This window comes from Burkholderia sp. D-99, from assembly GCF_011605345.1.
GTDB lineage: Bacteria > Pseudomonadota > Gammaproteobacteria > Burkholderiales > Burkholderiaceae > Burkholderia.
On sequence record NZ_JAAOXM010000006.1, the window covers coordinates 168,681 to 181,314 of the forward strand.

A 12,634-nucleotide genomic window follows, 5' to 3' on the forward strand; every position below is an offset into this window, starting at 1 on the left:
GTTACCCCTTCGTGCCGCAGGCGGCGTCCTTCAGGTCAAGGACGTGGCCATCGTTGTATTTCGCGATGATGTTGTGGAAGAGCCGCGGATCGACCGACGAGAAGTAGCGTACGGGCGCCTTCTCGCTCGGCTGCGCGACGGTGCCGTACACGGTCGCGTCGAGCCGGTCCGGCGACGCCTTCACCTTCTGCACCCATGCATCGAACTGTTCGCGCGGCTCGGCGAGCGTGCGGAACTTCATGTCGGAGAAACCGCGGCCGCTGAAGTTGGCGGACGTACCCGCGTAGTTGCCGGCCTCGTCGGCGATCAGGTGCAGGCGCGTCTGCATGCCGGCCATTGCGTAGACCTGGCCGCCGAGCTGCGGGATGAAGAACGAGTTCATCACCGAATCGGACGTGATGCGGAAGTTCACCGGCGTGCCGACCGGAATCGCGAGCTGGTTCACCGACGCGATGCCGAGTTCCGGATAGATGAACAGCCACTTCCAGTCGAGCGCGACGACCTCGACATCGATCGGTTTCACCGACGACTCGAGCGGCTTGTACGGGTCGAGCTCGTGCGTGGTCTTCCACGTGAGCACGCCGAGGAACAGGATGATCAGCGTCGGCACCGTCCAGATCACGACCTCGATCGCGGTCGAGTGCGACCAGTTCGGCGCGTAGGTGGCGTTGCGGTTCGATGCGCGGTAACGCCACGCGAACCACAGCGTGAGCAGGATCACCGGCACGACGACGATCAGCATCGCCCAGGTGGACGTCGCGATCAGCGCCTTTTCGGCGGCGCCCACGCTTCCTTTCGGATTTAGTACATCTAAATTACAGCCTGACAGGCTCAAGGCCGCGCCGATCGACATCAGCGCCGCCCCGCCTTTTGAAGCTTTTCTTTTCATCACACCGCCCGAGGGTCATTGAATCCGTTTGCGTATGCCCGATGCGCATTCGATCCACGAAAGTGGCCGAATCATACGTCGCGCGAGTGCGATGAAAAACCAGCTAATGCGGAAAATCATCATTGCAGAATCTGCTGTGAGACACATTGTCGCGGGGCAATTTCACGCAGCCGAAAGCGGGCCCGACGCTGCCGGCGCCGGACCGAGATCGATGTGTATGCAACGGCTTCTCCGCCGTGCGATATGCCCCGCTCGCGCGACGTGCCGCGATCAGCCGCGCGTCGATGCCATGTACGACGGCTGCGGCTGCGCAGGGCCGTCCCCTGCCGGCAGCTTCGAATGGCTCGCGTCTTCGATCAGCCTTCCGACGGTCGGATCGATCGCGTCGGTGAACGGCTTCGGATCGATGCCGACTGCCAGCACGACCAGTGCGAGCGACGCGAACATCACGATCTCGCGACGGTTCAGGTCGGCGAGCTTCGCGATCCCCTGGCTCGCGACCTTGCCGAACACGACGCGCTTGAGCATCCACAGCGTGTACGACGCGCTGAGGATCAGCGTCAGTGCCGCGATCGCGCCGATCCAGAAGTTGAAGCGGATCGCGCCCATGATGACCATGAACTCGCCGACGAAGCCCGACGTGCCCGGCAGGCCGATGTTGGCCATCGCGAACAGCACCGTGAAGGTCGCGAAACGCGGCATCACGCCCGCGACGCCGCCGTACGCGGCAATCTCGCGCTGCTTCGTGCGATCGACGAGCACGTTCACGCACAACAGCATCGCGCCCGCGACGAAGCCGTACGACACGAGCTGCACGATCGCGCCTTCGACACCGATCCGGTTGAACAGGAACAGCCCGAGCGTGACGATCCCCATGTGCGCGACCGTCGAATACGCGAGCAGCTTGCCGAGATCGGTCTGGGCGAGCGCGATCAGGCTCGCATAGACGATCGCGAACAGCGACAGCGCGATCACGGCCGGCGCGAAGAAGTGGCTCGCGTCGGGCGTGACCGGCAGCGCGAAGCGCAGGAACCCGTAGCCGCCGAGCTTGAGCATCGCGAGCATCAGCGCCGCGCCCGTCGGGCCGTCGGTGTAAACGTCGCTCAGCCACGTGTGGACCGGCCACATCGGCACCTTGACCGCGAATGCGGCAAAGAAGCCGAGGAACACCAGCAACTGCGGCGCGAAGCCGAGCTGCAGCGTGCGCCACACGGCCATGTCGAACGTATGCGATTGCGCGTACAGGTACAGCATCGCCATCAGCAGCAACAGCGAACCGGCGAACGAGATGAAGAAGAACTTCACCGCCGCGTACACGCGACGCTCGCGCCCCCACGTGCCGATCAGCAGGTAAAGCGGGATCAGCGTCGCCTCGAAGAAGATGAAGAACAGCAGCCCGTCCTGTGCGACGAACACACCGACCATCAGCCCCGACAGGATCAGGAACGACGCGTAATACTGCGCGACGCGCACTGTGATCGACTCCCACGATGCCACCACCACCACGAGCGTCGTGAACGCGGTCAGCACGACGAGCCACAGCGACGCGCCGTCGATGCCGACCCGCCACCCGGAATTGAATGCTGCCAGCCAGTTGCGGCTTTCGACGAACTGCATCGCAGCCGAGTGCGCATCGAAACCGGCGACCAACGGAACGACCGCCGCAAGCCCCACCAGCGCACCGACGAGCGCGATCAGCCGCGTTCGACGTGGATGATGGTCGGAACCGGCGCGCAACAGGCATGCGCCGAACAGGATCGGAGCCCAGATGGCCAGGCTCAGGAAGGGGAAATCATGCATGTCAACAAGGCCTTGATGAAGTCGCGCACTGCATCGGGGACAGGCGAGACGAAAGGAACGAAATCAAATCGACAGATAGATTTCGTGAATCGCCAATGTTGGCAAAATGTAAAGCGGCATCACGGGAAAGCTTGATGCCGCTCAAACGCAATCGGGTTAACCAGCATAAGGCGATTGATTATTTTCTGCATCGCAGCAGAGCATCAATTTCATCAATCGCTCTATCCAACTGATTTTTATTGGTAATTTTTTGTATTGCCCGATGGGACAGGTCGCGAAAATCGACGCGGCGCCGCATTTTTGACGTCTGTCTGCCGTTTCTGAGGGTCGGAACGAGCTTATTGGTGCCTTGCAAGACAGCCCCCACATCGCCCCAAATCCTTACAACAATACTTTCATTTATATTTCGTTGAGCTTTGCTCGACGCGGATCGAGCGAATGGCCGCGCCGCCCTCGCCCCTCATGCTCCCGACCGAGATCGCTGGTGGCTCAGGCGGTCTCATATGCGCATCGTCACCGCGCAACAGGGGATGGGTTGCGCGGGAACATGGACAAAGCGGCCGCCACCCGTGGCATCAACCGGCGAGGACGCGTGCGTCATCGCATCGACGATATGGCGCGTGTCGATCATGCCGCTACGGCCGTCAGTGCCAGCCTCAACGTCTGCATCGTGAGAATCGCACCGTGGCCATGCACGACATCCTGCAGCGCGTGCGGGTCGAGCGCTACGGAGCACGGTTCGAGCAAGAGCAGCAATGCGCCCTGCTCCATCGCGACGAGCTGCGCGACGATCGCGTGGTACTTGCGCAGGATATGCGGACGCTCGCAGCAACCGTGTATGCCCTCGACCGTCGCATGACGGTAGCCGCGCAGCCGCGTGTAACGAGTGTGGGTTGCCGACAAGTCGGTCGACGGGTCGATGAGGGAAGACAGCCGGAACGGAACGCAGGCTTGTGAAGAGCATCACCTCGAATCGCGCCGGACGATACGCGACCTATAGCGCACTATCGCCGCTCGAGCCGAACACTCACTGAATCAGTGCCTGCCCCGCCCGAATCCGCCCGCGGATGAGATCCAGCCGCATCACGCGTCCAGCGCTCGACGGGCCGGAAAAAGAAAAAGCCCCGCAAGTCCGAGAACTTGCGGGGCTTTGTCACCGCTTTTGGCGGAGACGGAGGGATTCGAACCCTCGATCCAGGTTTTGGCCCAGATGCTCCCTTAGCAGGGGAGTGCCTTCGACCTCTCGGCCACGTCTCCCAAACTTTCGCTCGCACCAGGGAGGCAGTGCGACGAGAACGAAATAATATAGGGTTTCGAACCGCACGTCAATTTCCGTGATGCATTTTCTTCAATGCATCACGAAAAATTCACGATGCCTGGTCGAGTTCGAATGCCTTGTGCAGCGCGCGGACGGCCAGCTCCATGTATTTCTCGTCGATCAGCACCGAAATCTTGATTTCGGACGTCGAGATCATCTGGATGTTGATGCCCTCTTCCGACAGCGTGCGGAACATCTTGCTCGCGACGCCCACGTGCGAACGCATGCCGACGCCGACCACCGACACCTTCGACACCTTCGGGTCGCCCTGCACCTGCTCGGCACTCACATGGCCCTTCACCTGGTTGGTGAGGATGTCCATCGCCTTCTGGTAGTCGCCACGGCCGACCGTGAACGTGAAGTCGGTCTTGCCCTGGACGCTCTGGTTCTGGATGATCATGTCGACGTCGACGTTCGCATCCGCGACCGGGCCGAGGATCTGATACGCGATGCCCGGCTTGTCGGGCACGCCCATCACCGCAATGCGTGCTTCGTCGCGCTGGAACGCGATGCCGGAAATGACTGCCTTTTCCATGGTCTCGTCTTCTTCAAAAGTAATCAGGGTGCCCGAGCGCATTTCTTCGTCGAGCGCAATCAGCGGATCGGTCAGGCTCGACAGCACGCGCGTCTTCACCTGGAATTTGCCGGCGAATTCGACCGAGCGGATCTGCAGGACCTTCGAGCCGAGGCTGGCCATTTCCAGCATTTCCTCGAACGTCACGCGATCGAGGCGTCGCGCCTCTTCGACGACGCGCGGATCGGTCGTGTAAACGCCGTCGACGTCCGTGTAAATCAGGCACTCTTCGGCACCCAGCGCAGCCGCGACCGCCACCGCCGACGTATCCGAGCCGCCACGGCCCAGCGTCGTGATGTGACCGTCCGGATCGACGCCCTGGAAACCCGTGATGATCACGACCTTGCCTGCATTCAGATCGGCCTTCACGCGCTCGTCGTCGATCGAGTGAATGCGCGCTTTCGTGAACGCGCTGTCGGTCTTGATCGGCACTTGCCAGCCCGCGTAGCTCACGGCCTCGACGCCGATTTCCTGCAACGCGATCGACAGCAGGCCGACGCTGACCTGCTCGCCGGTCGACGCGATCATGTCGAGCTCGCGCGGGCTCGGCTGGCTCGAAATCTCTTTCGCGAGACCGAGCAGACGGTTGGTTTCGCCGGACATCGCCGAAGGCACGACCACCATCTGGTGCCCGGCCTGATGCCATTTTGCGACGCGTTTCGCGACGTTCTTGATGCGCTCGACCGAGCCCATCGAAGTGCCGCCGTATTTGTGTACGATGAGTGCCATTGTCGTTCTGAACTGGAGGAGAAACCGCACGGGCGCGCTGGACAGGCCGCGTAGCCGTTCGGTCACGCGGCTTGTGGCTGTGGACGGACGACGAGGGGGACGGCTGGGACGCAACGCGCAAGCGTGACGGATTTTGCCCGGAAGGCCGATCAGGCCGCGCAAACCGGGTACGTCACGCGGAAAACCTGCACAAATCGCTCAAAAATCGAGCCGAGCAAACGACCGAGCGTACCCGATAGAGGCCCGCTTGACAAGCCGCTCGCCGCGTCCAGGGCCGTTCCGGCGCTGTTTACCAAATAGTGAAAATGCGCGCGCTGTCGCGCCGCCAACGGCCTGTCGCCATCAAGCGATCTGCAGGTCCGGACGCCACTCGATCCGGCGCCACGCGCCGTCATCTGACGCCCCGCCCCCGGACAAGCCGACATCGCGGTTCACGCCGAGGCGCGGCACATAGATCAGCCGGTCGCCGGCGAACAGCAGCGGCACGTCGCGCTGCCAAGCCGGCACGCCGCGCTCCTGGAACAGGTTCTTCAGTGTGCGGCCCGGCCCGCCCGGCGACGTACGCATCCGCTCGCCGCCCGCACGGGCGCGCACCGCCAGCCGCGCGCCGCGCAGCAGCGCCTCCGGCACCGCATCGGCGCCTCCCGCGTCGGCCGGCACGAACACGAACGTACCGCGCCATCCCGGCAGGTGCCAGACTTCCTGCCCGTCCCACGCGAGCACCGATTCCGGATGCGGTGTCCCGGTGCCGTCATCGGCCGGTTCGCTGCTGTCGCCCGCTTCCCAGTAGATGACATCGCGATAAAGCCGCAGGCATTGCCCCGCGTGATCGACGCGCAACGCATGGGCGTCGTGTGCGGCTCGCAGCTGCCGCATCATGTTGGCGAGCCGGGCGGCTGACGCGCCCGGCAAACCGAGCCGGCGCATCCAGAAGCGCAGCAGGTTCGCGCCGCGCGTATCGTCGAACGCGACCAGTGCATCGCGCGACAGCGCGTGCCCGTCATCGCGCGCGGCAACGGCGAAGTCGAGTTCGGCCAGGTCGTCGAGCAGCCGCTGGGCGGCGGCAGCATGCTGGGCCGCGCGGCCCAGCGCGTCACGAAAACCCGGAAAATGCACGGCCAGCGCCGGCAGCACATCGATGCGCAGCGCATTGCGCGCATAGCGCGTGTCGCCGTTCGATTCGTCATCGATCCATGCCAGGTCGTGCTGCTCCGCATAGCGCTCGAGTTGCGCGCGCAACAGTCGCAGCAGCGGGCGCACGCGCTCGACGCTCACGCCGTCAGGACGGTAACGCGGCGCCATCGCGGCAAGCCCGGCGATCCCCGCGCCGCGCAACAATTGCAGCAACACGGTTTCGGCCTGGTCGTCCGCATGCTGCGCGAGCCACAGCGCGGTCGCGCCGTGGTGTTCGCACATCTCGTCGAGCGCCGCATAGCGCCGCTCGCGCGCCGTCGCCTCGACGCCGAGGCCGCTGTCGCGCGGCACGTCGACGCGCATCGATTCGAATGCGACGCCGAGCCCGGTCGCGCTCGCCTCGGCATGCGCAACCCACGCGTCGGCGTTCGCACTCAGCCCGTGATGCACGTGCAGCGCGACGCAACGCGACGCGCCCGCGACACGCACGGCCGCGTCGAGCAGCACCGTCGAGTCGAGGCCGCCGCTATAGGCGATCGCAATGCGCGCATCGGGCGGCATGCCGGAAAGCGCAACGCCGACCGCGTCGAGGACGACGCGGTCGGCGGAGAATTCGGTCGGTGGGATCACGAGAGGAACGCGCGCGCAGCGGCGCGCGTATTGAGCACGCGGCCGGTCATGCGCCCGGCGTCGTTTCCTTGAACTTGCCGTAGGCCATCAGGCGTTCGAAGCGGCGCTCGCGCAGCGCATCGATGCTCATGCCCTGGAACTGGCGCAGCGAATCGGCGAGCGCACGGCGCAGCAGCGCAGCCATGCCCTTCGGATCGCGATGCGCGCCGCCGAGCGGCTCGTTGATGATCTTGTCGATCAGGCCGAGCGCCTTCAGGCGGTGCGCGGTCAGGCCCAGCGCTTCCGCGGCTTCCGGGGCCTTCGCGGCGCTCTTCCACAGAATCGACGCGCAGCCTTCCGGCGAGATCACCGAGTAGGTCGAGAACTGCAGCATCATCACGGTGTCGGCCACGGCGATCGCCAGCGCGCCGCCCGAACCGCCCTCGCCGATCACCGTCGTGATGATCGGCGTCTTCAGCTCGGCCATCACGTACAGGTTGCGGCCGATCGCTTCCGACTGGCCACGCTCTTCCGCGCCGATGCCCGGGTACGCGCCCGGCGTGTCGACGAACGTGAAGATCGGCAGCCCGAATTTTTCGGCGAGACGCATCAGGCGTTCGGCCTTGCGATAGCCTTCCGGACGCGGCATCCCGAAGTTGCGCGCGGCGCGTTCCTTCGTGTCGCGGCCCTTCTGGTGACCGATCACCATGCACGGATGGCCGCCGAAGCGCGCGAGACCGCCGACGATCGACAGGTCGTCCGCGAATGCACGGTCGCCATGCAACTCGTGAAAATCGGTAAACAGTTCCGCAACGTAATCGAGCGTGTACGGACGCTGCGGATGCCGCGCGATCTGCGAAACCTGCCACGGCGACAGGTTCGCGTAGAGGTCTTTCGTCAGTTGCTGGCTTTTCTTCGACAGCCGCTCGATTTCTTCCGAAATGTCGACAGCCGAGTCGTCCTGCACGAATCGCAGCTCTTCGATCTTGGCCTCGAGTTCGGCGATCGGCTGTTCGAAATCCAGAAACGTGGTCTTCATGTGTTCGAATCCTTGGGTCTTGCGGCAGCGCGTATTCTACCCGCGCGGGCGACGCTCAAAACCGACTCTCAACTATTGATGTTTAAAACCCGATAGCCGCCGCTCAGGCGTCGGCGTCGGGCGCATCGAGGCTGCGCCACATGTACCAGGTCGCAACGGTGCGCCACGGCTCCCAGTTGGCCGCGACCTCGCGCGCCTCGCTGCGCGTGACGGGTTCCCCGCTGAAGTAATTGACGCTGATCGCGCGGATCAGGCCCGGGTCGTCGAGCGGCAGGACATCCGGCCGCGACAGGTTGAAGATCAGGAACATCTCGGCCGTCCAGCGGCTGATGCCGCGGATCTGCGTGAGTTCCGCGATCACGTCCTCGTCGTCCATCGACGTCCATTTGTCGACGTGCAGCGCGCCCGACACGAAATGCTGCGCGAGATCGAGGATGTATTCCGTCTTGCGCTTCGACAGCCCGCACGCGATCAGCTTGTCCGCGCCGAGCCGGATGACCGGCTGCGGCGCGAGTTTCGGACAGGCATCCCCGATGCGTGCCCACAGCGACTGCGCGGACGGCACCGAGATCTGCTGGCCGACGACCGAGCGCGCGAGCGTGACGAACGGGTCGCCGCGCTTCACGAGATGCGCGGGACCGAACTTTGGAATCAGTTTCTTCAGGATCCGGTCGCGCTTGACGAGGTCGGCGCATGCTTTATCCCAGTAAGCAGGACGCACGACGACCTCCTCGCCGTCCGCTTCGGACGCACGTGCCTTGCGGGCCGCGTCGGCGGCCGGCTGCACGGCCGCCGGCTGCGCATGACCGTTGAGCGCGCCGTTCGGCACGGCGCGCGTCGCGTCCGTCTTCGCCGGCGGCACGCGCTTGGCTGCCGGACGCGCGGCGACCGGGGTCGCGCGCCTGACCGGCGCTTTTCTAGCCGTTGCCATCTTGCCTCCTACCTGACGGATCGGTCAGTGGAACGCACCGCGCTCATACGCGACGCCATTCGGTCGATCCGCCCGGTTTGTCTTCAAGTGCGATACCGGTCTCGAGCAGTTCTGCCCGGATCCGGTCCGCTTCGGCATAGTCCTTCGCTTGCTTCGCCGCGACGCGCGCGGCGATCTTCGCTTCGATCTCGTCGGGGGCGAGCCCGCCCGCCTGCGCGGTGCCCGACGCCTGCTGCAGGAACGCGCGCGGTTCGCGGCCCAGCAGGCCGAGCAGGCCCGCCAGCTGTTTCAGTTGCCGCGCGAGCGATGCGTCGCGCGTGCGATTCACCTCGCCCGCCAGCTCGAACAACGTTGCCACCGCGACCGGCGTATTGAAGTCGTCGTTCATCGCGGCCGCGAAACGCTGTGCATGCGGCTCGTTCCAGTCGAGCGCGAGCATGTCGGCCTCGACATCCTTCAGCGCGGTGTAGAGGCGCGTGAGCGACGCGCGCGCATCGTCGAGATGCACGTCGCTGTAATTGAGCGGCGAACGGTAGTGCGTGCGTACGATGAAGAAGCGCATGACTTCCGCGTCGTAGCGCTCCAGCACTTCGCGGATCGTGAAGAAGTTGCCGAGCGATTTCGACATCTTCTCGTTGTCGACCTGCACGAAACCGTTGTGCATCCAGTAATTGACGAACGTCTGGCCGGTCGCGCCTTCGCTCTGCGCGATCTCGTTCTCGTGGTGCGGGAATTGCAGATCCTGCCCGCCGCCGTGGATGTCGAAATGCTCGCCGAGCAGCGTGCAGCCCATCGCCGAGCACTCGATGTGCCAGCCCGGGCGGCCCATCCCGTACCTGGACGCCCACGACGCGCCTTCCGGATCTTCCGGCTTCGCCCGTTTCCACAGCACGAAGTCGAGCGGATCTTCCTTCGCGTCGTTCGCGGCAACGCGCTCGCCCGCGCGAAGATCGTCGAGCGACTTGCCCGACAGCTTCCCGTAGTTCGCGAACTTGCGCACCGAGTAATTGACGTCGCCGTCGGCCGCCTGGTACGCGTAGCCGTTCGTCTCGAGCGTCTCGATCATGCCGAGCATCTGCGGAATGAACGCGGTCGCGCGCGGCTCGATGTCGGGCCGCTGGATGCCGAGCGCGCTTTCATCGTCGTGCATCGCGCCGATGAACCGGTCGGTCAGCGACTTGATCGTCTCGCCGTTCTCGACTGCGCGGCGGATGATCTTGTCGTCGATGTCGGTGATGTTGCGCACATACGTGACCCGGTAACCGATCGCACGCAACCAGCGCTGGACGAGGTCGAACACGACCAGCATGCGCGCGTGGCCCACGTGACAATAGTCGTAGACGGTGATTCCGCATACGTACATCCGCACTTCGCCGGACTGGCGCGGCACGAAAACTTGCTTGTCACGCGCGAGCGTGTTGTAGATGCGCAGTGATTCCATAGAGATGAACCGTGAGCCGAAGGAAACCGCCCTGGCGAAGCTCGCCCAGCATGCGAAACGGACGGACCATCTGCTGCGGCACCAGGCCGAGCGTCCTCGCTATCACATGGGGCGGTCAGGCTGCAAGCACAGCGGTGACGGCCACGAGAGGCTAAGAAAGACTGCCTGCGGCTCGCCGGAACGCGCAGACGTTTTGTTAGAATGGCTCGGAGTATAACATTCCGATTTACGCCTATGAAACCTCATCGCGGCCGCGCGCCGAGCGCTGCGACCCTCGTTGCGACCACCGTCATGGGCGTCGCGCTGACGCTGTTCGCGGCCCCCGCGGCGCATGCGCAGAAGGCCCCGGCCACCGCCGACGGCACCCCCGAAATCGACACGTCGATCGCCGGCAAGCAGTGGAAGCAGGCGCTCGCGCAGCTCGACGCGCGCATCGCGTCGAACCCGCACGACGTGCAAGCGCAGTTCAAGCGCGGCACCGTGCTGGCCCGCCTGAACCGCGACGACGACGCGATCCAGCAGTTCGTCGCGATCACGCAGGCGTACCCCGAGCTGCCCGAGCCGTACAACAACCTTGCGGCGCTTTACGCGAAGCATGGCCGATACGACGAAGCGCGCACCGCGCTCGTCACGGCGACCCAATCGAACCCGAGCTACTCCCTCGCGTACGAGAATCTCGGCGACCTTTACCTGCGCCTCGCGGCCGAATCGTACAAGCGTGCGCAATCGCTCGGCCGCACGAGCGGCGCGACCGCCCAGCGCCTGGCCGATCTCCAGAAGATCGTGTCGCCGCCGAAGGCCGCGCCGAACGCCCGCGCGGCCGCACCGGCCACGCGCGATTACACCAACCGCGCGGCCTCGAACGTGAGCACCACCACGCTGCCGATGTCGCCGACGTTCCAGTTCAGCGGTCCGTCGGGCGCACTGGCGGCGCCGTACGTCGCGCCGTCGCAATAAGCGGCGCGGCCTTCTTTCCCTCCCAACCTGAGGATCGCAATGAAACGTCTGTTGCTGGCGCTTGGCGGCGCCGCCCTTCTCGCGACCGCGACCGCACCTGCGTTCGCACAATCGGCTACCGCGCACCCCGTCGTGCAGCTGAAGACCTCGCAGGGCGACATCCGCGTCGAGCTCTACCCGGAGAAGGCGCCGAAGTCGGTGGCCAACTTCCTCGATTACGTGAAGGCCGGCCAGTACAACGGCACGATCTTCCATCGCGTGATCAAGGGCTTCATGATCCAGGGCGGCGGCTACAAGACCAACTTCGAGGAGAAGCCGACCCGCGCGCCGATCCCGCTGGAAAGCCGCAATGGTCTGAAGAACCTGACGGGCACGATCGCGATGGCGCGTACGAGCGACCCGAACTCGGCCACCGCGCAGTTCTTCATCAACACGGTCGACAACAGCGGCCTCGACTACCCGAACCCGGACGGCAACGGTTATGCGGTGTTCGGCAAGGTCGTGTCGGGCCTCGACGTCGTGAAGAAGATCGAAGGCGTCGCGACGACCTCGCGCGGCCCGATGCAGGACGTGCCCGCGCAGCCGATCGTGATCGAATCGGCCAGCATCGTCTCGAAGTAAGAACCTGCCGGCACGTCCGGCGACTCACGCGGCCGCGTCGCACGACCGGCCGCGTGCCATTTAAACCGCCTCACCGAAGGAATTCATCATGGTTGAACTGCATACGAACCACGGCGTGATCAAGCTCGAGCTCGACGCCGAAAAGGCACCGAAGTCGGTCGAGAACTTCCTGAACTACGTGAAGAAGGGCCACTACGACGGCACCGTGTTCCATCGCGTGATCAACGGCTTCATGATCCAGGGCGGCGGCTTCGAGCCGGGCCTGAAGCAGAAGCCGACCGACGCGCCGATCGACAACGAGGCGAACAACGGCCTGAAGAACGACAACTACACGGTCGCGATGGCGCGCACGAACGATCCGCACTCGGCCACCGCCCAGTTCTTCATCAACGTGAACGACAACGACTTCCTGAACCACTCGTCGCCGACGCCGCAAGGCTGGGGCTACGCGGTGTTCGGCAAGGTCGTCGAAGGCCAGGACGTGGTCGACAAGATCAAGGGTGTCAAGACGGGCAATGCTGGGTTCCACCAGGACGTGCCGGCCGACGACGTCGTGATCGAAAAGGCCGTCGTGGTCTGACGCACGGTTACG

The 12,634-nt window shown here is 64.5% G+C and carries 11 protein-coding genes and 1 tRNA gene; 3 read left to right on the plus strand and 9 right to left on the minus strand.

The window, feature by feature from the left end; genetic code table 11:
* Position 1: 1 nt before the first annotated feature.
* The 9 genes from cyoA to cysS all read right to left on the minus strand — a co-directional run bounded on the left by cyoA (position 2) and on the right by cysS (position 10,464).
* Complete coding sequence (gene cyoA / locus HAV18_RS22750) at positions 2-889, minus strand: ubiquinol oxidase subunit II (RefSeq protein WP_166960134.1); 888 nt, start codon at positions 887-889, stop codon at positions 2-4.
* Between the two features lie 270 nt (positions 890-1,159).
* The gene (locus HAV18_RS22755) at positions 1,160-2,689 is read right to left on the minus strand and encodes a NuoM family protein (protein WP_166960137.1); all 1,530 of its coding nucleotides are present in this window, start codon (positions 2,687-2,689) and stop codon (positions 1,160-1,162) included.
* A 627-nt stretch (positions 2,690-3,316) separates the two neighbouring features.
* Positions 3,317-3,592, minus strand: a complete 276-nt coding sequence (locus HAV18_RS22760) for a hypothetical protein (protein WP_166960140.1) — start codon at positions 3,590-3,592, stop codon at positions 3,317-3,319.
* 260 nt (positions 3,593-3,852) lie between these two features.
* A tRNA-Ser gene (locus HAV18_RS22765) sits at positions 3,853-3,946 on the minus strand.
* A gap of 110 nt (positions 3,947-4,056) precedes the next feature.
* A complete protein-coding gene (locus tag HAV18_RS22770) occupies positions 4,057-5,310 on the minus strand; it encodes an aspartate kinase (protein WP_166960143.1) in 1,254 nt (417 codons plus the stop codon).
* A 342-nt stretch (positions 5,311-5,652) separates the two neighbouring features.
* Entirely contained in the window at positions 5,653-7,074 is a 1,422-nt protein-coding gene (tilS, locus tag HAV18_RS22775; RefSeq protein WP_166960161.1) for a tRNA lysidine(34) synthetase TilS, read from the minus strand.
* A 46-nt stretch (positions 7,075-7,120) separates the two neighbouring features.
* On the minus strand, positions 7,121-8,092 hold the full coding sequence (locus HAV18_RS22780; protein ID WP_006478433.1) for an acetyl-CoA carboxylase carboxyltransferase subunit alpha: 972 nt from the start codon (positions 8,090-8,092) through the stop codon (positions 7,121-7,123).
* Between the two features lie 103 nt (positions 8,093-8,195).
* Positions 8,196-9,023 (minus strand): DNA-3-methyladenine glycosylase, encoded by an 828-nt coding sequence (locus HAV18_RS22785; RefSeq protein ID WP_166960164.1) that lies wholly within the window; start codon positions 9,021-9,023, stop codon positions 8,196-8,198.
* 43 nt (positions 9,024-9,066) lie between these two features.
* Positions 9,067-10,464: a cysteine--tRNA ligase gene (gene cysS / locus HAV18_RS22790; protein ID WP_166960167.1), complete on the minus strand. Its 1,398-nt coding sequence runs from the start codon at positions 10,462-10,464 to the stop codon at positions 9,067-9,069.
* A 234-nt stretch (positions 10,465-10,698) separates the two neighbouring features.
* Between cysS and HAV18_RS22795 the strand changes: the two genes are divergently transcribed.
* From HAV18_RS22795 to HAV18_RS22805, 3 genes are all read left to right on the plus strand, one after another.
* Positions 10,699-11,421 carry a tetratricopeptide repeat protein gene (locus tag HAV18_RS22795; RefSeq protein ID WP_166960170.1) on the plus strand — a complete coding sequence of 241 codons (723 nt, stop codon included), beginning with the start codon at positions 10,699-10,701 and terminating at the stop codon, positions 11,419-11,421.
* A gap of 39 nt (positions 11,422-11,460) precedes the next feature.
* Positions 11,461-12,042, plus strand: coding sequence for a peptidylprolyl isomerase (locus HAV18_RS22800; protein WP_011352517.1), 582 nt, complete (start codon positions 11,461-11,463; stop codon positions 12,040-12,042).
* An 88-nt stretch (positions 12,043-12,130) separates the two neighbouring features.
* A complete protein-coding gene (locus tag HAV18_RS22805) occupies positions 12,131-12,622 on the plus strand; it encodes a peptidylprolyl isomerase (RefSeq protein WP_128845247.1) in 492 nt (163 codons plus the stop codon).
* Positions 12,623-12,634 lie beyond the last annotated feature (12 nt).